Source organism: Perspicuibacillus lycopersici (assembly GCF_025660475.1).
In the GTDB taxonomy this organism is placed as follows: domain Bacteria; phylum Bacillota; class Bacilli; order Bacillales; family Caldibacillaceae; genus Perspicuibacillus; species Perspicuibacillus lycopersici.
In genome coordinates, this window is sequence record NZ_JAOUSF010000004.1 from 234,290 (window position 1) to 255,848 (window position 21,559).

Genomic DNA, 21,559 nt, shown 5'->3' on the forward strand with positions numbered 1-21,559 from the left:
TATACGAGCGGGAATCTTCGTGTATACAGTCAACCGATAAAAAGAAAAGACTACACCAGCTTATAAATGTGTTCATCATAAGCTGGTGTAGTCTTATTTTTTTGTTTAGTTTTCGTACCCTTCAACAACTACATCAAGCTTACCAGTGGCTGGATCAATAACGAGTCCATGGACTGGAATGTCTTTTGCAAGTAGTGGATGATTTTTTATGATATCAACACTTTGCTTGACACTGTCCTCCACATTAGTAAAGCCAGTGAACCATTGATCCAATGGAATCCCTGCTGTTGTTAAAGTCTGTAATGTTTCTTCAGATATACCATGCTTTTTCATTTCTGCTGTCATTTCTTCATTATTCATGGCAGACATTCCGCAATCATGATGACCGATTACAAATACTTCTTCAGCTTTTAATGAATAGATTGCAACCAATATACTGCGCATAATACTTCCGAATGGGGAAGTAATCATGGCGCCAGCATTGCGTAGGATTTTGGCGTCGCCATTTTTTAAGTTCATCGCTTCTGGTAGTAGTTCTTGAAGCCGCGTATCCATACAGGTAAGGATGACAATTCGTTTATTTGGATATTTATCGGTTTCGTATTTTTCGTATTTTGCTTCCTCAACGAATTTTTTGTTGTAGTCAAGTATTTCATGTAGTATTGGCATTGGAATTCCTCCTTCATATACACTTTTTAATATGTAAAGCTGTTAATAAATATGAAAAGCTAAGTAGCGGAATACACAAAGTCTCCAAAAAATCGGAGTGTATTCATTCTGCCGACTAGTATACTCTCTGTCATGTATAAGAGCAAGAAAATGACTCCGTGAACATAATTAAAACACGACCATGCTGTATTGTCGATAGAGCATTGGTCGTGTTTTTGTTTTGGTTATTCTTTTACATATACGGCAGTTCCAGTTGCGATGCACATCATCATGCCGTCACGTAATGTTTCAAAGTCGAGGTCTACACCGATGACAGCATTTGCTCCCATTTGGGAAGCTTTACTTGTCATTTCGCGGATTGCGATTTCTCTTCCTTCTGCAAGTTTTCCTTCATAGGCACTCGAACGGCCACCAATAATATCAGTTACGCTCGCTAAAAAGTCACGAACGACATTTGCCCCCATAATTGCCTCTCCAGATACGATGCCTATGTATTTTTCAACTTCTTTTCCTTGTAACGTACTAGTTGTTGATACGATCATTGTTGATTTCCCTCCAAAAAATGGTTTGTCATAGTATTACGAGAAAACAGGACATAAAGTTTCATTTATTTATTGGAAAGCTAAAATTCAAATGCCCAGTTCCCATTTCGGAAAATCGCTTCTTTACTTCCATCTGCTTTTATGCCATCAATATTCATTTCGCTAGAACCAACCATAAAGTCTACATGGGTAAGGCTGGTGTTTACACCATTTGCTAGTAGCTCCTCCTGGCTCATTTCTTTACCACCTTCTACGCAAAATGCATAACCTGCCCCGATGGCAAAATGATTGGAGGCATTTTCATCGAACAATGTATTATAGAATAGCACATTGGACTCGGATATTGGTGAATTATGTGGAACCAATGCTACCTCGCCTAAATAATGGGAACCCTCATCCGTTTCCACTAGCTGTTTAAGGATAGCTTCGCCTTTTTCTGCCTTTACATTGACAATTTTTCCGTTTTCAAAAGTAATGGTAAAGTTTTCGATTAGGTTTCCGCTATAGCTTAATGGTTTCGTACTAGTTACATAGCCATTGACCGCATCACGTTGTGGTACACTAAATACTTCTTCCGTTGGCATATTGGCCATGAAAGCATTCCCTTGGACATTCACGCTGCCAGCACCAACCCAAACATGCCTTTCTGGTAGGCCAACCGTTAAGTCAGTTCCAGGAGCTGTGTAAGCAAGCTTCACATACCGTTTATTATTTAAGTAATCGACAATTTTATGTAATTTTGTATCATGGGATTTCCATGCAGCAACAGGGTCAGCTGTATCAATTCGACATGCGCTAAAAATGGCATCCCAAAGCTTAGTAACACGTTCTTCCTCCGCAACTTCTGGAAAAACTTTATCTGCCCATGATTGTGAAGCGGCTCCGATTACCGTCCAACTGACTTTATCGGATTGCGTATATTGACGAAAAGTAGTTAATGCACTACCAGCAGCTTTACTAAATGCCGTAATCCTACTTGGCTCAATGCCACTTAATAAATCAGGGCTAGAGGATACAATGGACATAAATGCAGCCCCATTTTCTGCTAATTCATTTTTTTCGCTTGCACGCCATTTTGGATATTCCTCGAAGGTATCATCTGGTGCTAATTCATATTTTGTTCGGGTAATTTCCTCGTCCGCCCATTCAATAAAAACATCTTTGGCACCAGCCTCATATGCTTTTTTAACTATTCTCCGGACAAGTGGTGCACTATGTATGTAGGCACTAATCGAAAGTATTTGCCCTTGTTGGATATTAACGCCCACCTTTACTGCTAGCTCCGCATATTTATCTAATTTTGTTTCGAAGTCATTCATTGTTTTCCCCTCTTTCCAATGGTATACCTTCATTTTAGCAAAAGATAGATTGCTTGAATATGAATAAACAGGCTAATTAGTAGGATGAATGTTTTTTCCGATATTTAATAAAATCAATATACAGTTTAAAATCCGTTTTATTTAATCCAGAGTGAACACCATCCTGCAATAAATCAATCCATTCTTTATCTAAAAAGTAAGAATCGTTAATTGCGTCAGCAAAAAGCTCCTCTATGTTAGTATTTAATACTTTTGCAATGCGGGATATGATGTGTGGTGATGGATCTTTTTGAATACCGCGTTCAATGTAGCTAATGTAGGATTTTGAGACATTGGCTAAATGGGATAATTCATTTAGCGATAACCCTTGTTGAATCCGCAATAGTTTAATTCTTTCTCCAATCATCCGGTGTAAACGCCCCCTTTTCTTATCAATAAATATATTATAACGAACGAATCGTTCTTTAAATAGTACTTTTTGGTGATTCAAAAAAAAGATTTTTGTAAGGTATCACGATTAGTTCTATATGCCTAACGGTATATCGGGCATGAGCAGATTGGAAATATTACATGTTTCTTGCCTAATCGTGTATTTTTTCAAGAAGGAGGAGAGAATTTTGTCTTATCTTGTCAATATTTGAAAGTAATTGGTATACGAAATAACGTGTTTTTTTGCATACATTTCGAGAAAAGTAACTTATAATAGAAAGAAAAAACAGAAAAAGGCTAACTCTTTGAAAGAGGAGGGCGCAAAGTCACAGATCTAAAGTACCAATTGCGGTACCATGATAGCTGGGCTACCTGAAATACAGGGGGATTTTGGGGGGATATTATTTGCAAAATGCAGATATAAAAACGAATTGTGAGGTTGACATGGAGTGGATGCTTTTAATAAAGGAAGCTTTTGAAATGGGGATAACGGTAGAAGAGATTCGTGCATTTTTAAAAACACCCAAACTAGACTAAACAATCTAATCCCTGAGAACTGTGCGTGATGATAAAAAATCGCCAATTTATTTCTATTAATAATAGGAATAGATTGGCGATTTTTTCTTTGGACGCTGCTTTAATTTTGACTGCGTCTCCATTTATTAAATTCTAAAAACTCTCGAAATTGTTCTTTTGAAACACCAGAATTCATGGCTTCTTGAACAATCTTTACCCATTCGGAATCCAATGTTTCACTGTTTGTTGGATCTTCGTTTAAAAAATAATCAATCGGTACATGAAGTACGTTAGATATTTTTTCTAAAAATTGAATAGAAGGATTGCTTTGTAAATTTCTTTCAATGGAGCTTATATAGGATTTTGCTACTCCTGCCTTTTCAGCTAATTCAGAAAGAGACATTTTCCGTTCTAGTCGTAGATTTTTTACACGGTCACCTATCATGACTTTTCACTCACCTTGCAAAAAAATGATGTAAAAAAATTATATCATAATTATTTGAAGTGTTCCATAAAGAGAACAATTACAGGAATCAATTTCTTTCAGACTTTTCATATGATAGTAAGAGCCTCCATTTCTTATGGTCACTACCTAAATTTCGGATAATTACATTAAAATGGTTCATACTAGAACAATCCAGTATTTAATAGTACAATAGGGAAATGGGTTTAAATTTATTGTAGTATTATAAGGCGGTGTAAATCATGATCGTTTTAAAATCAAAACGTGAAATTGAAATGATGAAAGAAGCAGGTCAATTACTTGCATCTGTTCATAAAGAAATTGCGAAGTTAATTAAACCAGGTATTACTACTTGGGATATCGAAGTTTTTGTAGATGAGTATTTAACTAAGCATGGCGCAACGGCTGAGCAAAAGGGTTATAAAGGTTATAAATATGCAACGTGTGCAAGTGTTAATGATGAAATTTGCCACGGGTTTCCTCGTAAAGAACCTTTAAAAGAAGGCGATATTGTTACCGTTGATATGGTCGTTAATTTAAATGGCGCTCTTGCTGACTCTGCTTGGACATATGCGGTTGGGGAAATATCTGATCAAAATAAACACTTGCTAGAAGTAGCAAAGACAGCACTTTATAAAGGGATTGAAAAAGCGGTAGTAGGTAATCGTATTGGTGATATTGGTCATACGATTCAAACCTACGTAGAAAAAGAAGGATTTTCTGTTGTACGCGAATTTATCGGGCATGGCATCGGTCCTTCCATTCATGAAAAACCAGATGTTCCGCATTTTGGTTTACCAGGAAAAGGTCCTCGTCTTAAAGAAGGTATGGTCATTACGATTGAGCCAATGGTGAACGTAGGGAAATATCTTTCAAAAATGGATGCGAACGGTTGGACAGCTAGAACAATTGATGGGAAAAATTCTGCTCAATATGAGCATACGATTGCCATTACAAAGGATGGTCCAATCCTTTTAACAGATCAAGACACGATAGAATAAAAACACACCCTTATCGGAAGAAGAAAGCAGGGATTCTTTAAAGATTCTTGCTTTTTTTATCGGTAAGGGTGTGTTTGTTTGGTTGTTTTATCATGATAGTGGTTGTAAAAAGCCCGCTGAATGAATAACTCCGCGTCATCTATTTGAGCGTGTAACGTAGCCAGCTGCGGCTGTCTCGCTACTAGCAAATTTCACCAATACTCCGTAATATAAGTCAACATTGGTTCGTAAACTAACCGTGTTTCCTTTATCTCTTGCGGATTTGCTCCGGTTTGTTCGTCGCTTAACAGTCGCTTCCGCTTTCGTGGAGTTCTTGTAGTTGCTCAGTTGTTAAATTAATATTTTTTTCTTATGACGATAATTGTTAAATAAACAGCCCTTTATTTTTTCCTAGGCAGTCATCAAATCTTACGATAAGTAAATGGTTATTGCTTTCTGAGGGTTCCTAATTCCTCTACAATTGCCTGCATTTCCCGAGGAGAAAAGCTTGGGCGCTTCATGACTAATTGATAAATGTCAAAAATTTCATCGTACTGTTCATCATTAAAATGCTTTGGATTCACGGCATCTACGTTAATTATCTTTAATTTCTCTAATATTTTAGCAATCATATATTCGATATTTTCCTTCGTTTTCAATGAAAGATCCATTGGCATTCACCCTCCGAAATTATTTACTCATTCAAGAATATCATACCCCACGTGAAAGTATGAATAAATATTTTGCAAAAAGCAGAATAAAAGTGAAGGAATGCGAGTGAATAAAGGTTGAAAAAAGGATAGGGTATTCGCTATTGTTAAAGAAGGAATGTTTATTTTGGAGGGATAGGAATGATTACTGTATTATTCGTTTGTCTTGGGAATATTTGTCGTTCTCCGATGGCAGAGGCAATATTCCGCGAACTAGTGAAAAAGGAAGGAATGGAATCCAAATTTCGAATCGATTCTGCTGGACTCGGAAATTGGCATGCAGGAGATAGTCCGCATCAAGGAACACGTAATATCCTTAGGAAAAATCAGATTTCAAGTGAGGGAATTGTTGCAAGACAAATAACAGCAACGGACCTTACGAATTTTGACTATATTATTGCGATGGATGATGATAATATCGAAGGGATTCGGAAATTACAAAAAGCAGAGCCAACTTCCTTTGTTGGGAAGCTATTAGATTTTGTTGACGAGGAAGTGGAGAAAAATGTTCCAGACCCATATTATACAGGGAATTTTGAAGTTGTTTATGAACTTGTGACAAAGGGCTGTGAACTACTGCTGGAAAAAATCAAGGCAGAGCATAACATCCGTCAATGAATTATGTTTTTCTAAATTTGTTAGGAGTATCCTAACTTAAAGAAGTTAATGGAGGTATTAAGCGATGGGTGAAAGTAAATTCGTAAAAGGTGTCCTAATAGGTGCAGTAATTGGTGGTACATTGTCTTTATTGGATAAAGATACACGAAAAAATATATTAGAAAAAGGCAAAGCTGTAGGAGGTAAGTTGAAAACGTATATTCAAGATCCGAAGGAAACAATACATAATATGCAAGTAAAACTACAGGATGTAAAAAATACTTATCAAACGATGAATCAAGATCTTCAATTCGTAGTCCATAAAGCAGCTGAGCTAAAAGAGCTTGGTTCAGAGGCAACGAAAACATTGCTAGAAACAAAGCAAGTATTGGTCAATGATAAAGAATTGGAAAAGGAAACTCTCGAAAAAATAGAATAGATATTCATTTGCGTCTATATACTAATGTAGTACTAGAGGCATTTGTGACAAATTTTCTTTCGTAGGAAAGGAGATAGTAAATGGACAAACCGTTATCGATTTTTGGTTGGTTAAAAACACTGTACCTTCGGATTGGAAAACATGATTTGTTTGGACTGGCGGCACAGCTTGCTTACTTTTTTTTACTATCCCTTTTTCCTTTATTGATTACTCTATTTTCGATTCTACCATTTCTGCCAATAACAGAGGAAATGATTTTAGGGTTTTTGGATGATTTTGCTCCTGGGGAAACATTACAATATATTGAACAAAACATAACACCGATATTGGATAGCCATGATGGAGGACTTTTGTCTTTCGGTATTATCGCCACAATTTGGGCTGCCTCCAATGGAATGAACGCAATCATCCGAGCAATAAATCGTGCCTATGATGTAAAGGAAAATCGCCATTTTTTATTCGTACGCGCATTATCAGTACTACTGACAATCGTGATGATTTTTGTCTTTTTACTGGCGCTCTTACTGCCGGTATTTGGTAAACATATTGGTATTGTTTTGTCGTCGATGATTGGGTTATCCGAGGATTTTTTACATGTTTGGAATGTGTTGCGCTGGATTGTAAGTGCCATCATTCTCTTTTTTATGTTTAGTGCACTTTATTTGGTAACGCCAAATAAAAAGTTGAAATGCTTAGCAATAATCCCGGGTGCCATTTTTTCCACAATTGGTTGGATGGTCTCATCATTTGGTTTTTCCTTTTATGTAGATAATTTTGGGAATTATACCGTTACCTATGGGAGTCTTGGAGTAATCATTATTTTAATGATATGGTTTTATTTGACGGGTGTCATTTTATTACTTGGTGGGGAGATTAATGCGATACGGGAGGATTTGAAAAATAAGCCATGTCCGTAAAAAGAAACAAGTGTGGCGAAATTTTTAAAAGTTCCTAAATGTCAAGAAAGAGGCTGGGACATAAGTTATTTTTTGGAAAAATTTCTTATACCTATACGTAAGAATTGAAAACTTGAAAATAGATTTCCGTTTCAGGCAAGTGAAAAGCGTCCTCAAAACGGAAATTAATGATGTTTTAATCATAAAAACATCATTTTTCTATCAAGAAACTACCGTTTTTTCTTTTTGTCCCAGCTCTTTTTCTACATGTTTCCATTGTGACTAAAATATGGGCCACACCAATCCGTTTCGTGTGTTAACACAAAAGTCCAACGAAATTGTTTGTCTACAATGTATAAATCTATATTCGTTTCATCCTTAAAGTCGTCGGCGTTAAGCATTGAAGCATTTTCAAGCATTAGTGCGTAATCAGAATGTTGGAAGAACACATAGCACTTATTTTTTCTTTCATTGTTAAAAGCATCTTCTGCTTTTTCACTTACGAGACAATCCTTCTTTTCATAACTGAATACATGCCATAAAAAGCCAGAAAAACCGCCTTCGTCCAATAAATGAATTGCTTTTTTTTCCTTATCGGTTAGATGATTGGCGAAATTGTTTTCCCATTCCTTTCTTAAATAAGTTCCCCATTTTGGTATTTCTATTACCTTAATGTTTTTACGTTTAAGCTTTTCGACTAAATCCATTAAACACCTCTAATTATTTTCATAATCTTTTATAAATCATCTGTTATTTGCAGTAATATTAGGAAAAAAATTTTAAGAGCGGTAAAACCATCGTCATGCTGTTTAAAAACCTTACATAAATGCAGAACATCGCTTTCTGTTTTAAGCCATTTTCTTTTGATGCTGCTTTAATAATCGTAACCCATTTAAAATAACTAAAATAGTACTACCTTCATGACCAATAACTCCGAATGGTAAGTCAATAGCCTGGAAAAAATTAGAGAGCACTAGTATGAAAAGGACACCAATAGAAAAGAACAAATTTTGTTTGATGATTCGGTTCATTCGTTTCGATAGCTGAACAGCTTCGGAAATTTTGGCCAATTCATTTTTCATTAATACTATATCCGCCGTTTCTAAGGCGACATCGGTTCCTTGCCCCATAGCAATCCCAACATTCGCACTCGCAAGCGCAGGAGCATCATTAATTCCATCCCCAACCATAGCTGTAACACCATAGGTTGCTTGAATTTTTTTTAGCTCGGTAACTTTTTGCTCAGGAAGGCATTCTGCGACAAATGTCGTCATTCCTACCTCGTTTGCAATTGCTGCGGCAGTTGTTTGAGAATCTCCAGTTAGCATGATTGGCTGAATACCTAACTGCTGAAGCTCATCGATGGCTGCCTTTGCTTCTGTTCGAATGCAATCTTTTAGTGCGATAAATCCAATAATATCTGCTTCCTTTTGAATATAGACAATCGTTTTTCCGCTATCTGCATGTTTGGTCACATATTGCCTTCTAAACTGATCAATTTTTTCTTTGTTCATAAAGTCTTTTTTACCAATTTTCCATGTTTGCCCCTGGATTATTGCTTGAATACCCCAACCACTTACATCTTCAATGGAATCAGGTGTCAGTAAATCAACCATTTGAGAAGCTGCAAATTTTCCAATCGCTTCTGCCAATGGATGATTAGAATGGTGTTCAATAGAGGCAACGATTTGTAAAACATCGGCCGGAGAATGTTCCTCCACAACAACATAATTGGTTACTTCTGGATGTCCGATAGTTAAAGTACCTGTTTTATCAAAGGCAATCGCGCGAATATTTCCTAATGTTTCTAAATGGACGCCACCTTTGAAGAGCATTCCATTTCTTGCGCCGTTGGAAATTGCCGATAACGTAGCAGGCATTATGGAAGCAACAACTGCACAAGGGGATGCAACTACTAAAAGCACCATTGCTCGGTAAAAGGCTTCATTCCAACTCCAGTCGAGTAAATAATGGGGGAGAACCATCATTAACGCAACAACAGAGAGTACAATTTTAACATAGGTTCCTTCAAATCTTTCGATAAATTGCTGGGATGGTGATTTTTCGCTTTGAGCATTTTGTACGAGTGTAATAATTTTTTGAAATAATGTTTCACTATTTGGTTTTGTAATCTCCACAATAATCGATCCTTGCCCATTCACAGTGCCGGCAAATATTTCTTGACCGACTTCTTTTGAAACTGGAATTGATTCCCCAGTAATCGCGGATTCATCGATGCTTGTGCTGCCTTTTTTAATGATCCCGTCCGCAGGAATCCGTTCCCCAGGCTTCACTAATATATGATTGCCGACTACCAAATCTGCTACTGAAACACGATACTCTTTATTATTCTCTAGTAACCACGCTTCTTCTGGCTGTAAACGCATTAAGGAAGACAATTCCTTCCTGCTTTTATCCATCGTATACGTTTCAAGCGCTCCACTTAGTGCAAAAATAAATATTAAGAGTGCACCTTCTGTCCAATACCCGATGATTGCAGAGCCGATGGCGGCTAATACCATTAATAATTCCACATTTAATTGCTTATGCAAAAGCGTATCAGAAAGACCTTCTTTTGCTTTAAAATAGCCACCGATTCCATAAGCAAGCAGGAAGCTCACAATCGATGCTAATTGTAAATCTGCTTTAGAAAGGAGCCAACCAGCAACAATAAAAATACCGCTACCGATTGCAAAGATTAATTCAATATAGGAATTTATATTTGAAAATGTTTCTCTCGTTGTGAGTATCCGATGCTTTGTTATTTTGAGTAATTTTAATTTAGCCTCCAACGTTATTCCTCCAATCGAACCTAATTGAGAATAAAAATCATACTCAGTTAGCTTTGTAAATAGATGAAAACTGTCAAGTGAAATGACAGTATTCCTTTAATTACAATGTTATTATGGTTTCTTTTATTTTAGCATAGGAGCTTTAAAAAGCAATGGATTTAAGCTTATAAATTAAAATAATTATTAAAAAGGAATAATAATAAATATAAACACTGTAAATATATCGTTTATTTTATGATGGTAGGCAGGAAGCGTGAGGTGGGGAAACGAAAAAAGGCTCGCCGTAAATCGATTGTTGATCCGATTCATGGCAAGCCGTATTTTTATAGCTGCTCGATTTGTTTGTTTTGCGGAGTGTGAGCTGCTAATGTATTTCCTTTATACAGCATTAGTGCGATAAAGATTAGCAACAGTGCCCCACTGATTAAATAAAAAAAGCTTATCTGCGGCAAATAGTCAATTGCTAGTCCTCCAAAAAACGGACCAGACACACTTCCGATACTAAAGCACATCCCCGTCATCAAATTCCCAGCGGGGAGAAGCTTCCGCGGAATATTATCCGTCATATATGCGATGCTTAAGGAAAAAGTTGATCCTAATAGCATACCGGAAAGAAAGAAAAAGCCGATTAACATTAATGGTTGATTATCAAATAAACCTGCTCCGACAAAGGAAATACTACCGGTAAGCATAACGAATAAGAGAATATTTCGCCTTCCCAATTTATCACTCAGCATGCCTAAAGGTATTTGAAAAAGGATGCCACCGATGGAAAAGGCTGAAACGATAATTGGAATAATTTCCACATCTAGTCCATTTCGTAATCCAAACACAGGAAAATTACTATTCAAGGATGCTTCTAATATTCCATAACAAAATGCCGGTAATAAAGGGGCCCATGCATATTTAAATACATTCCCAAACCGAGAAAAGGTGGATCGTAATGTAAATGCTTCGTTATCATTTTCTTCCCGTTCAGGCAATTCATTTTTTAGAAGGAAAATAGTTAGCCATGCTAGAAGGCTGAAGATCGAAGCAATCATAAACGGTAATGCTTCATTTATCGTGATTAATCGGGTCATTAATGGACCTGCTGCAAAGCCGATCCCAAAGAACAAACCATAAAAGGAAATATTACGTCCGCGTACATTTTCTGGCGAAAACGATGTAATCCATGTTTGCGTGGAAAAATGAAGTGCATGATCCCCAACGCCAATAATTAATCGCAATATAAACCAAAACCATAACGAATCCCATAAAGTAAAGAAAAATAGTGATACTAACACCATAAGCCCACCGACTACAATCAAAGGCTTATAACCAAATCTCCGTAAAGGTGCCTCCATAAACGGAGAAGCGATAAGCACCCCTATATAAAGTCCTGTCGCATGAAGGCCGTTTATCGTAGAGGAAACGCCATCACTTTCTAAAAGAACAGCAAGTAATGGCAGCAACATCCCTTGTGAAAAGCCAGAAATACTAACAATCGTAATTAACACCCAAAACCGAATTCGTAAGCTGTTCATTCCGTATCTCCTAATTGTCACTTCCATAAAATTGGATTATTTTGTCTTTTTTGGATAATGATTCTTCTAATTAATGTTTGTATAGTTCCCTTTTTGATGATATAGGCAATTAAGAGGATTGGCAAGGGGAATGTTTTTGGGGGTTGTGAAAAAGGTAAGGGGGATGATTTAACGCGTTAGGAAAGCTCATCCCCCTCAGTATTATGTATCCTTCATAACTGAACCGTACATTCATACCAAAATATAAATGTACAACTTTTACAATCGGGAAATATTCCCAAAGGAATTGGAAATAATAGAGAGAAGTGTGAATATAAAACGATTCAGAATAGTCATGAAAACGGAAAAAACCGAGTATCACCATATGATTGTATACCCGGTTTTTAATTTCCATTATTCATTTTTGACAGGAATTACAGTCTCACCCGCTTTCAAGAATGGTTCCGAATCAAACTTCTACTGGCGAATAGCTGGCCTTACCATGAAGGGATCGTGCACACACCTCTTTTAACAGGACTTAACTTTCCTTTTCCCTCCTTTGCTTTTAAGGTTATTACTATTATTACGAAATACATTTTGTCAATATTCTGATTTTGTTAAAATAATTTTTTGAAAAAAATTGGATAAGAATATACAACCAAGAAAAAACTATTCATAAACCATCAAAATAAACGGAAGGAGTATCAACATGACGAAACGCGCTCGTATTCGTTTTTTCTTCATATTTACGCTACTATTTGCGATGCTATTTAGTTCGGAGGTTCTTGCAGCGAAAACCCCACCGAAGACTCCACCAGAGGTTGCAAAGTATCAAATTCCAGATTACGTACTTAATATTGCAAAGGAAAATACTTACCCAAATCCATCCCAGGATTTACCACAGCTACAACCAAGTGAATTAACTAAGGAATTGCTGCAAACTGCAGATGTGAAAGTAGAAAATCCGGATTTAATTTTAATGCTGAATGAAACATCGATAAATAAACCAATTTTAGCAATGGGTTACAAGGCGACAATTTATTTAGGAAAATGGCCATTAAATTACGAGTCAAAGGAAACATCACCAAATTGGGAATATCAAAAGGTAAACACCAATTACTATGATAACCGTGGCGGCAATGCCCCGTTTAAAATTCATTATGTTCAAGAGGCACAAAAAATTGTTCGAGGTGGATTGACGGCAAAAATTCCGGATTCCAATCATGTGAAAAAAATGATGCTTTTAAAAGCGACAGAAAAAACAAAGCTACCATTGTCCTTTGAAACAATTATAGGTGCAGGTTCAAAAAAGGATCAGGTGTATAATATTCCAAATAAAAAATTAGGCTATTTAGATGGCTATGCACCAGCAATTAATGAAAAAGGAACGGTTACGTATGGAGAAGTATATTTAGTACTGAAGGGTGGAAAAAAATCGATTGTGGTGAAAAATGTTACCTCCCAAGGAATTGGTGCATGGATTCCAATTCAAGACCATATATCATTCCGCTTTACTGCAGTGGAAGTACCTAGATAATCCGACGAAAACGATTGTTAGTAAAAAATAAAAGCTATCCTGTTTTCTATTACGAAAGAGGGTGTATAATAATAAAAGCTATTGTTGAAGGGAGTAATTTTTTTGGTAGAAGCCTCAGAAAATCAGCTGTCTGTGCTACAGCAACGATTTGATCAATTTTTAGATACGTTAGAATCCATGGAACCAGAAAAGGTGGACGTGGAGGATATTGATCGCTTGATTCAGCTAATTGATGAATTAGAGGAGAAATGTGAGCAAGTAAAAACGGATAATCAATAAATCGATAAAAAAGACTAAGTTCAAGGAATTTAGTCTTTTTTAGTTATCCTAGAAAATTATATTGCTATTTTATCCTTGACTGCCTCTCATAATTTCTAATGAACATGCCGTTAGACTTTCTCATTCCAAATTTCTCGTAATAAGGAACTAGGTCATTATCACAGCATAAATCCACCATATAAATATCATCAAGCTGTTTTAACCATTCGCATTACTAATTCCTTGCCAATCCCTTTATTTTTATATTGTGGTAACACTTCCAGCAACGGAATGTAGGCAGAAAGTACTCCGTCACTAATAGCAGTGATAAATCCAACGACTTGATGAACTTGAACATCTATTGAAATGACTACTTTACTACTTTTTTGTAGCAATTTTAGATGTGTTTCTGGGCTCGGTGGATTTGGCCAACCTACAAAAAAGCCATTCAACATATCGGACGAAATACCATGAAGAGAATTTTTATACTGCATCTATATTCACCCCATTATTTTTTGAATTATAGGTAGTGGGGATCAATCAAAAATAAAGTAACAAATTGTTAACCTCCAAACTCTTTTTGACTCCGTTACTTTATTCGATTTATATAGGAAAAATCCTTCTTATCACATGATTCATAAGCATAATTACCAATTCTACTACAAGTTGCACCTAATAAAATCCACAATTCAACCAATGGTTGATAGGCGGGAAACTACTATTATGCTACGATAATTGTATAAGTGGTGCGCACTGCTAATTTAAATACTGGAGGGAATAAGGATGCTAGATGCCCGAAAAATAGGAGCATATATTTCCAAATTACGAAAAGAACAAGACATGACACAGGTAGAATTAGCGAATGAATTAAATGTTAGTCATCAGGCAGTTTCTAAGTGGGAGCGGGGAGAATCCTTACCCGATATCGGAACGATTCCGGTAATAGCCGGTTTGTTTCAGTTAACTGTGGATGATGTAATGAATGCTGGCGAGACCAATACAAAATCTCGAAATATTGGTCGCTTAGTAGAGGCAATTTCGAATAATAACAAGGAAGCAGCGGCAGGCTTAATTAATTCCGATGAGGTGCCAGTAGAGGAGTTAGTAGATGTAGCTCCGATTTTAAAGGCAAGTACATTAAATGAAATTTCCGAGCAATTGAAGGAAGAAACATTGACCGAGAAAGTATTGTTACAACTTGCCCCATTCCTTGGCTATGACCAATTAGATTCATTAGTCTTGAAATCTACCAAAATACAGGCTTCTTGGACGACGATTTCGGGACTTGCGCCATTTTTAAGCGAGACAGCCTTGAATGAACTCGCAAATCGGGCAATGGACGAGGAAATCTCCTGGGAAACCATTAGCGGACTTGCCCCGTTTTTATCGCAAAGGACATTAACAAATATGGTAGATAAGATGGTGGATGGAACGATTGATATTCGGAAAATTACAGGTTTAGCGCCTTTCCTTGATTCAGATGCGATCGATAAACTTGTCCAGCATGCGGAAAAAGGAAATATAAGCTGGAATATTGTGTTATCACTAGCACCATTTATTCATCAGTCTACATTAGATCGGTTAGTGAATGAGATGGTGAAAGGAAATATAAATTCCGAGCAATTAATTGGTTTAGCGCCATTTTTAAGTAAAGAAAATTTAAACCGAATGGTATTAGAAGTTGAGACTGACAAAATTTAAAACGACAATATAAAAAAGCCTTGGGTAAACTTCCCGTGGCTTTATTTAATTAAACAAATATTAATAATTAGCTTATATTTTTATTTGAAACTGATTAATTGCATCTTCATTTCTCGTTAGTTGATAAATTCAGTAATCCATTTGGGTTTTTTACAGAATAAAGTAAATCAATGATTTTTAACATATTTAAGACATAACCCTTTAATTAATCTCATATTAATTGGTTAATTTTTGAATTACTAGACCAACTTCAATTCCAGGAATTTCATAGAGAATAGATAACCATATAGGTTCGAATAATATCCTAAATAAACCTAATTGGGTGAATAAATTCAACCAACCGTTACAAAATAAGTAGAAAATACAAAAGGGTAAAAAAGCATTTTTTTTGCCTCCCCCTGCCTCCCTATTCGCCTCCCACATTAAAAGAAATATAAACAGGGGGAAAAATCAACCATCGATAGTCAACTTTTGCAATGGCCATATCAATCTCCCCATGGACATTCGTTTGTACAATAATGAGGAATTCTAAAAAAACAAGCATACACTTTTCCATTTAATAATGTGTCCAAAACCCGGAAGGGCAATCCTCCATAGTAATTTTTCTTTTGATCGTTCAACTATCCTTACACTATTCCTTAATGAACTTTGTTTTTTCTATAATGAATTGGAATCCATATAAAAGCATGGATTTTAATAAAAATAGTAAGGATAATTGAATTTTATTAATACGGACAAGTGTTGCCACTTTTAGTTTTTGAAACCACTCCACCACAACAAAGGTGAAAAACGAATCAACAATCAAATTTAAAATAATAAATCGAATAAATTTACCATAGGTGAATCTCAATATCCAAAGTGTTCCTATTAAAAACACACCAACTATTAAGGGGAATTCTCCTATAGCCTTTGGAACTATCTTTTCATAAAAGAACCACCATCTTTTATTTCTAGCTATATGCCCTTCAACCCATACTACACTGGACATAAACAAGGAAGCTGGTAAAAAGCGTTTTATTGTCTTTTTTCCCAAAAAAGGAACGGTTAACCACGGTAGAATCATCATTGCGTATAAGATAAGCTTAGATGGTCTCATTGTTTCCCTCCTTTGCTAAATCCTTTCGGTTATCAGACAATGGTGGTTGTTCTAGCCAACCATACTTTATCAATAGTTGTGCCCCATCCTCTACAAACAAACTAACCTCAGTAATAAATTTTGTGTACTCTAGAGATAAGTCTCTTCTTTGAGAAACTGATAAACCAGCCCCATAATACCCAATCGCCGCTGAAACTAATGTGACAACATGATATAACATCAATTTTTCTGAATAAGGGGATACGGTTGAATTAGTTACTTCCGAAACCCATGTTTTTGGGGATGATAATTCTTCCTTTGTTAAAATACTATTAAAAGTGGTAAAATGGCTTTTACAAATATTTTTTCCTCTTTCGAAGTACTTTTGAATTTCTTTTGTTTGACATACTTGTCCGAACGCCAATTCTAATACTGCTTTAGAAACGTCTTTTTTCATATTAAAACTCATACCACTAATTTCTATAATATTTAGAGGTCTTTTCTTTCCAAACCAACCATTTAAATAACTTTGATTATGTACAAAATCAACTTTACTTGGTGGATTAATCCTAGCGGTTTTACTATATAGCCCTTTATTTAGCATTACATTTATGGTTCTTTTATGCAATTCCATCGTTTCCATATTACATTGTATAAAGTAATCCAATTGGTCTTTTCTACTTGAAGTTGCAACAGCACCTGCATACCCTGTTAATCCAAGTAATGTCATAATGTGTAGGTAATTTATCATAAATGAATCCGTAAATAATGCAGGGGCACTTAAATTAACGTCTTCTTCTATTGAGAAACCCTTTGGTATAGGGAAATTATTTTGATTAAAAATTTCCCTGATTTTTACGATATGGGATTCTGCAAGACTAAGGGAAAATTCAAGAATTTTTTTAATATCTTGGTCTTTGGCATGTTTAATTGAATGGGTAAGAATACAAATTGATAAGGAATCGTTCATATATTGAGTCCAAAGGTTTGCTATTTCTGCTGTTGTTAGTTCAACATTATGACTTATTTTTTCCACTAAATAACCTCCTAAGAATTTATAAAATTAGTATGTAATTTTAAATTTCTATTGTTATTATTCAAATTGCGGATAATGTTATGCAAAATATTTCATTTTCTATTTAATAATGCCATTTCTGTTTTAATAACACCGATTCGTTGGTTCGTTCTATTTAATACTAGTTACCGTTTCTTTAATATGTAAAAAAAGAGAGTACCAATAATGTACAACCTTTTATACTAATATTCTTTCTGATTAGTCTTCTAGTGGTAGATTCATTTATTAGCGAAAATTGTGGCAAACTCATAATTTTAACTCTGCGGTAATAAGGTTGAAGCTTTGGGGCTTTTAGTCCGAATAGGATACGAAGTTGACATCAATCCCTTCGGACTGACTTCACTTTTAGATAAAGAAACATTGGCAAAATTTATTAGCAAATTATTATCCATATAAGCAAAAAATCAGGAAAAAATATTTATTGCAGGCATGATTTCCTTTTCTTTTGAAAAACTAAGGAAAAAGGAAAGGAAGAATGGTTTTGAAAAAAATTGCTTTTATTTTATTAACCATTACCTGTTTGTGTTTTTTTGGCACAAGCAACGTACTTGCAGTGTCCAATACGCCAATCAATTGGGGATTTAAAAAAGCAAAGGATGAGGTGCCACCGGAAGCAGGTGCCGAGTATGATAATTTATTAAAGAAATATGATGCGTTTTATAAAGCTGACCCAAATAAAAAGGTAGTGTATTTTACATTCGATAATGGCTACGAAAATGGCTATACAGGAAAAATTTTAGATGTATTAAAAAAGGAACAGGTTCCCGCGACTTTTTTTGTGACCGGTCATTATTTAGAATCCGCACCGGATCTTGTGAAGCGAATGGTAAAGGAAGGGCATATCGTTGGTAATCATTCATGGGGACATCCTGATTTCACTCGTATAAGTGATGAAAAGCTAAAGGAAGAGCTGGCGAAAGTAAAACAAAAAACAGCGGAACTGACGGGACAAAAGGAAATGATATTTCTTCGTCCACCACGTGGCGTCTTTAGCGAACGGACATTAAAGGTTGCGAAAGATGCAGGCTATATTCATGTATTTTGGTCGCTTGCTTTTGTGGATTGGGATGTAAAGCGACAAAAGGGCTGGGAATATTCCTACAATGAAATAATGCGCCAAGTGCATCCAGGGGCGGTAATCCTGCTACATACGGTATCGAAGGATAATGCGGATGCATTAGAAAAAGCCATTCAAGATTTGAAAAAACGTGGCTACCAATTCGCGAGCTTAAATGATTTATTATTACAACGAGAAATTGGTCAAAATAAGTATATTTATTAATATTGAAACGATATAAAGGTTAAGAAAGATCTAAAAGTTATTGATGCTTTTAGATCTTTTTTTATAGCTTGAAAGTTTATTCCAAAAATACTTCAAAAGGAAAGGAACTATTTATAGTTTGAAGAATATATCTCTCTATATGTATACAAATGTGTACATATAAAATTGGGAGGTGTAAATAATGGAGCAGGAATTTCGTAAAAAAACATTTCGAGGTGCAAAAATTGAAGACATTATTTTGGAATTAGAAAAACTAAGCGAATTATGTGAGGAAAAATCTAAAGGTAGTGACCATTTAGAAAGACAACGTTTTTATGAGGGGATGGCTATTGCGTATACAACTATTGCAGTAAAATTAAAAGGAGATTTCGATTATATTGAGCCGGAAGTAATTGATGAACTGTACAATGCTTTAGAGAAAACTTCAAATCCAAATAGTATGAACAATACAGCGCATGGTGCAACTTGTTCTTTTTGCCATAAAAGTAAAGAAGAAGTTGGAGAATTAGCTATAGGACCAGGAGCTGCTATTTGCAAGGGATGCTTAGAGTTTGGTCTAGAAGTTATTAAATTAAATTCCACAGATGTATAAAATTTCCTTAACAAGAAGGTGGAAACTTAAAAGAAGGGAAACCCTTTGTGGTTTCCCTTATTAGTTCCATTCAATATGTTATAGTTATGGTAGACAAGGTAACTTATGCAGAAGGTAGAGGGGGAGTGGATTGTGGCAACTATTCTTTATGTGGAAGATGAAAAGGACATAGGAGAGTGGGTGATGCAGAATCTGTCGGATAGGGGATATGAAGTGATTTGGCTAACGTCTGGAAACGAGATAGATTCCTATTTAGCTACAATAGATATTGTCCTGTTGGATGTTATGCTTCCAGGGTTAGATGGTTTTTCACTTGGAAGACGAATAAAAAAACAAACAGAAGGTCTACCTATCTTAATGTTATCTGCTCGGACGGCGATAGAGGATAAAATTGAAGGGTTAGAATTTGCAGATGACTATATGACAAAGCCATTTCATCCGGATGAACTTGCTGCTCGGATTGAGGTATTGTTAAGAAGATTTCAAAGACAAAATGACATACTTGATTTGCAACACTTAATCATATATACAAAAGATATGCGTGTAATACATAAAGAAAATCAGGAAGAAATTCCATTAACGGGAAAGCAATATCATCTATTTAACTTTTTCATTCGGCATCTCAATCAAATCCTTACGAAGGAACAGCTTTATGAAGGAGTATGGGGGGAGCCCTATATAGAAGGAGATAAAACGTTGATGGTCCATATTCGTTATTTACGGGAAAAGATTGAAAAGGATCCAGCAAAGCCAACGATTATTGAAACGATTCGGGGTATTGGATATCGGGTGAAACGATGAAGAAATTTGTCCGATCCTTATTAGCGAAATATATGCTAATTATCTTCCTTGCCATTATCATTCTACAGGTTTCATATCTCATTATTGGAACATTTACAATTGTTGGATCGAATATGCACCAACAGGATGATAGGAAAAGTGAGAATGATATTGAAGAAGAGTGGCATAAAGACGCAAAATACGTACATAGTGCAACCGAAGCTAGTGTAGAAGCTTTTTTTGACGAATGGAAAAGGCAGTATCCAGAAGCTGGCATGTTTTGGGTGGATGGAAACGGAAATTTACGATTGGAACGAGATGTTTCCGAGAAACTTCCATCGCAATGGAATGCTAGCTACACTGCCAAATTTATAAAATCAAGATATAATGGAGATCCCTTTACGGTTATTGCTTTTGTTGGGGATAACGAGGATGAGCTTGTTGTATTAGAGATCCCAAGAAGCTTTTTTGATCCGCCAATAATGAAAATATCTGAGAAATACGGTTCGCTAATTCTATTAGGTATCGTATCGATTATATTATTGTTTGTCATTGTTTCTTTCTTATTTTTTAGGAGCATCCAAAAACGACTAGTCCAATTACAGGACTCAATGGAATTACGAGATGTTGATGGGCTACCAATCGAGGTCGAGATTACGAAGCGGGATGAAATTGGCCAGCTAGAAAATTCGTTCAATCAAATGGTGAATGAAATTAGGGAAAGCCGCAAGCGCGAACTAAAGGAGGAACAGCTACGGCGCGAGCTGATTGCGAATTTATCCCATGATTTGCGGACACCATTAACGAAAGTGCGTGCTCAAGCTTACTCTATTTTGCAAGAGGATTTATCAACGGAAGCAAAACAGGCAGTGAAAGCGATTGAGGCATCGGTAGAACATATCGACCGTTTAATAGAGAATTTAATGTCTTATACGCTACTTGTCGCAAGTAAATATAAAAAAGAACCGGTGAATATCGATATTGCTAGATTTGTTCGTGAAACTATTGCTAATTGGTATCCTGTTTTTGAAAAGGAAGGTTTTGAAATAGAGGTAGAAATAGAAGCGTTAGGCGAATGGAAGCTAGATCCGATATGGATGGGAAGGGTGTTAGATAATCTCTTGCAAAACGTCCTTCGTCATGCCAAAAGCGGGAAGTATATTGCGGTAAAAACAGAGAAACACCAGGAATATGATACGATACTTATCATTGATAATGGCCCAGGAATAAACAACAAATCCGAAGAAAAAGGTGCTGGTATTGGCTTATCCATTGTCGATATGATGGTAAAGGGGATGCAGCTACATTTGGACATTGAGTCAAGTGGCAAAGGGACAATTATTCGGATAAAACGGCTGAAATAGGGTGTGGCTGGAGAATTTTTTACTCCAGCTACATCCTT

23 protein-coding genes, 1 pseudogene and 1 riboswitch are annotated in these 21,559 nt (G+C 35.9%); of the genes and pseudogenes, 12 read left to right on the forward strand and 12 right to left on the reverse strand.

The window, feature by feature from the left end; translation table 11 throughout:
* Nucleotides 1–105: 105 nt before the first annotated feature.
* The 4 genes from OEV98_RS13235 to OEV98_RS13250 form a co-directional block, all read right to left on the reverse strand.
* The gene (locus tag OEV98_RS13235; RefSeq protein WP_263073794.1) at nucleotides 106–669 is read right to left on the reverse strand and encodes a beta-class carbonic anhydrase; all 564 of its coding nucleotides are present in this window, start codon (nucleotides 667–669) and stop codon (nucleotides 106–108) included.
* A gap of 224 nt (nucleotides 670–893) precedes the next feature.
* Nucleotides 894–1,211, reverse strand: coding sequence for a YbjQ family protein (locus OEV98_RS13240; protein WP_263073795.1), 318 nt, complete (start codon nucleotides 1,209–1,211; stop codon nucleotides 894–896).
* An 80-nt stretch (nucleotides 1,212–1,291) separates the two neighbouring features.
* On the reverse strand, nucleotides 1,292–2,530 hold the full coding sequence (locus OEV98_RS13245; RefSeq protein WP_263073796.1) for an aminopeptidase: 1,239 nt from the start codon (nucleotides 2,528–2,530) through the stop codon (nucleotides 1,292–1,294).
* Between the two features lie 76 nt (nucleotides 2,531–2,606).
* Complete coding sequence (locus OEV98_RS13250) at nucleotides 2,607–2,936, reverse strand: helix-turn-helix domain-containing protein (RefSeq protein ID WP_263073797.1); 330 nt, start codon at nucleotides 2,934–2,936, stop codon at nucleotides 2,607–2,609.
* Between the two features lie 308 nt (nucleotides 2,937–3,244).
* Nucleotides 3,245–3,335, forward strand: a riboswitch (cyclic di-GMP riboswitch).
* A gap of 29 nt (nucleotides 3,336–3,364) precedes the next feature.
* Here OEV98_RS13250 and OEV98_RS13255 point away from each other — a divergent pair.
* Nucleotides 3,365–3,496 (forward strand): anti-repressor SinI family protein, encoded by a 132-nt coding sequence (locus OEV98_RS13255; RefSeq protein ID WP_263073799.1) that lies wholly within the window; start codon nucleotides 3,365–3,367, stop codon nucleotides 3,494–3,496.
* Nucleotides 3,497–3,596: 100 nt separating this feature from the next.
* Here OEV98_RS13255 and OEV98_RS13260 read toward each other — a convergent pair whose 3' ends face one another.
* Nucleotides 3,597–3,920 carry a helix-turn-helix domain-containing protein gene (locus tag OEV98_RS13260; RefSeq protein ID WP_263073800.1) on the reverse strand — a complete coding sequence of 108 codons (324 nt, stop codon included), beginning with the start codon at nucleotides 3,918–3,920 and terminating at the stop codon, nucleotides 3,597–3,599.
* 260 nt (nucleotides 3,921–4,180) lie between these two features.
* Here OEV98_RS13260 and map point away from each other — a divergent pair, with 260 nt between their 5' ends.
* Complete coding sequence (gene map, locus OEV98_RS13265; protein WP_263073801.1) at nucleotides 4,181–4,939, forward strand: type I methionyl aminopeptidase; 759 nt, start codon at nucleotides 4,181–4,183, stop codon at nucleotides 4,937–4,939.
* 425 nt (nucleotides 4,940–5,364) lie between these two features.
* On the opposite strand, the gene OEV98_RS13270 is transcribed toward map, so the two are convergent.
* Complete coding sequence (locus tag OEV98_RS13270; RefSeq protein WP_263073803.1) at nucleotides 5,365–5,589, reverse strand: DUF1128 domain-containing protein; 225 nt, start codon at nucleotides 5,587–5,589, stop codon at nucleotides 5,365–5,367.
* Between the two features lie 180 nt (nucleotides 5,590–5,769).
* Between OEV98_RS13270 and OEV98_RS13275 the strand changes: the two genes are divergently transcribed.
* The 3 genes from OEV98_RS13275 to OEV98_RS13285 all read left to right on the forward strand — a co-directional run bounded on the left by OEV98_RS13275 (nucleotide 5,770) and on the right by OEV98_RS13285 (nucleotide 7,581).
* Nucleotides 5,770–6,246 carry a low molecular weight protein-tyrosine-phosphatase gene (locus OEV98_RS13275; RefSeq protein WP_263073804.1) on the forward strand — a complete coding sequence of 159 codons (477 nt, stop codon included), beginning with the start codon at nucleotides 5,770–5,772 and terminating at the stop codon, nucleotides 6,244–6,246.
* A gap of 64 nt (nucleotides 6,247–6,310) precedes the next feature.
* Complete coding sequence (locus OEV98_RS13280) at nucleotides 6,311–6,664, forward strand: YtxH domain-containing protein (protein ID WP_263073805.1); 354 nt, start codon at nucleotides 6,311–6,313, stop codon at nucleotides 6,662–6,664.
* Nucleotides 6,665–6,744: 80 nt separating this feature from the next.
* The gene (locus OEV98_RS13285) at nucleotides 6,745–7,581 is read left to right on the forward strand and encodes a YihY/virulence factor BrkB family protein (RefSeq protein WP_263073806.1); all 837 of its coding nucleotides are present in this window, start codon (nucleotides 6,745–6,747) and stop codon (nucleotides 7,579–7,581) included.
* A 242-nt stretch (nucleotides 7,582–7,823) separates the two neighbouring features.
* Here the strand turns inward: OEV98_RS13285 and OEV98_RS13290 are convergent, their stop codons facing one another.
* From OEV98_RS13290 to OEV98_RS13300, 3 genes are all read right to left on the reverse strand, one after another.
* Nucleotides 7,824–8,267 (reverse strand): DUF4275 family protein, encoded by a 444-nt coding sequence (locus OEV98_RS13290; RefSeq protein ID WP_263073807.1) that lies wholly within the window; start codon nucleotides 8,265–8,267, stop codon nucleotides 7,824–7,826.
* A 141-nt stretch (nucleotides 8,268–8,408) separates the two neighbouring features.
* On the reverse strand, nucleotides 8,409–10,352 hold the full coding sequence (locus OEV98_RS13295) for a heavy metal translocating P-type ATPase (RefSeq protein ID WP_407676512.1): 1,944 nt from the start codon (nucleotides 10,350–10,352) through the stop codon (nucleotides 8,409–8,411).
* A 323-nt stretch (nucleotides 10,353–10,675) separates the two neighbouring features.
* Complete coding sequence (locus OEV98_RS13300) at nucleotides 10,676–11,878, reverse strand: MFS transporter (RefSeq protein WP_263073808.1); 1,203 nt, start codon at nucleotides 11,876–11,878, stop codon at nucleotides 10,676–10,678.
* A gap of 688 nt (nucleotides 11,879–12,566) precedes the next feature.
* Here OEV98_RS13300 and OEV98_RS13305 point away from each other — a divergent pair.
* Entirely contained in the window at nucleotides 12,567–13,394 is an 828-nt protein-coding gene (locus OEV98_RS13305) for a YfkD famly protein (RefSeq protein ID WP_263073809.1), read from the forward strand.
* 102 nt (nucleotides 13,395–13,496) lie between these two features.
* Complete coding sequence (locus OEV98_RS13310) at nucleotides 13,497–13,673, forward strand: SE1561 family protein (protein WP_263073810.1); 177 nt, start codon at nucleotides 13,497–13,499, stop codon at nucleotides 13,671–13,673.
* Nucleotides 13,674–13,737: 64 nt separating this feature from the next.
* Here OEV98_RS13310 and OEV98_RS13315 read toward each other — a convergent pair.
* Nucleotides 13,738–14,146: pseudogene (locus tag OEV98_RS13315) on the reverse strand (GNAT family N-acetyltransferase).
* 289 nt (nucleotides 14,147–14,435) lie between these two features.
* Between OEV98_RS13315 and OEV98_RS13320 the strand changes: the two are divergent.
* Nucleotides 14,436–15,353, forward strand: coding sequence for a helix-turn-helix domain-containing protein (locus OEV98_RS13320; RefSeq protein WP_263073811.1), 918 nt, complete (start codon nucleotides 14,436–14,438; stop codon nucleotides 15,351–15,353).
* A gap of 631 nt (nucleotides 15,354–15,984) precedes the next feature.
* Here OEV98_RS13320 and OEV98_RS13330 read toward each other — a convergent pair.
* A complete protein-coding gene (locus tag OEV98_RS13330; RefSeq protein ID WP_263073813.1) occupies nucleotides 15,985–16,449 on the reverse strand; it encodes a hypothetical protein in 465 nt (154 codons plus the stop codon).
* The gene (locus OEV98_RS13335; protein ID WP_263073814.1) at nucleotides 16,436–17,464 is read right to left on the reverse strand and encodes a DUF3231 family protein; all 1,029 of its coding nucleotides are present in this window, start codon (nucleotides 17,462–17,464) and stop codon (nucleotides 16,436–16,438) included. Before OEV98_RS13335 ends, OEV98_RS13330 begins: the two co-directional genes overlap by 14 nt.
* Nucleotides 17,465–17,993: 529 nt before the next feature.
* Here OEV98_RS13335 and pdaA point away from each other — a divergent pair.
* From pdaA to OEV98_RS13355, 4 genes are all read left to right on the forward strand, one after another.
* The gene (gene pdaA / locus OEV98_RS13340) at nucleotides 17,994–18,785 is read left to right on the forward strand and encodes a delta-lactam-biosynthetic de-N-acetylase (RefSeq protein WP_407676519.1); all 792 of its coding nucleotides are present in this window, start codon (nucleotides 17,994–17,996) and stop codon (nucleotides 18,783–18,785) included.
* Nucleotides 18,786–18,966: 181 nt separating this feature from the next.
* A complete protein-coding gene (locus tag OEV98_RS13345) occupies nucleotides 18,967–19,377 on the forward strand; it encodes a ClpX C4-type zinc finger protein (RefSeq protein ID WP_263073816.1) in 411 nt (136 codons plus the stop codon).
* Nucleotides 19,378–19,509: 132 nt separating this feature from the next.
* On the forward strand, nucleotides 19,510–20,178 hold the full coding sequence (locus OEV98_RS13350) for a response regulator transcription factor (RefSeq protein WP_263073817.1): 669 nt from the start codon (nucleotides 19,510–19,512) through the stop codon (nucleotides 20,176–20,178).
* Entirely contained in the window at nucleotides 20,175–21,521 is a 1,347-nt protein-coding gene (locus OEV98_RS13355; protein ID WP_263073818.1) for a sensor histidine kinase, read from the forward strand. The genes OEV98_RS13350 and OEV98_RS13355 overlap by 4 nt, the downstream gene beginning before the upstream one ends.
* Nucleotides 21,522–21,559: the final 38 nt, after the last annotated feature.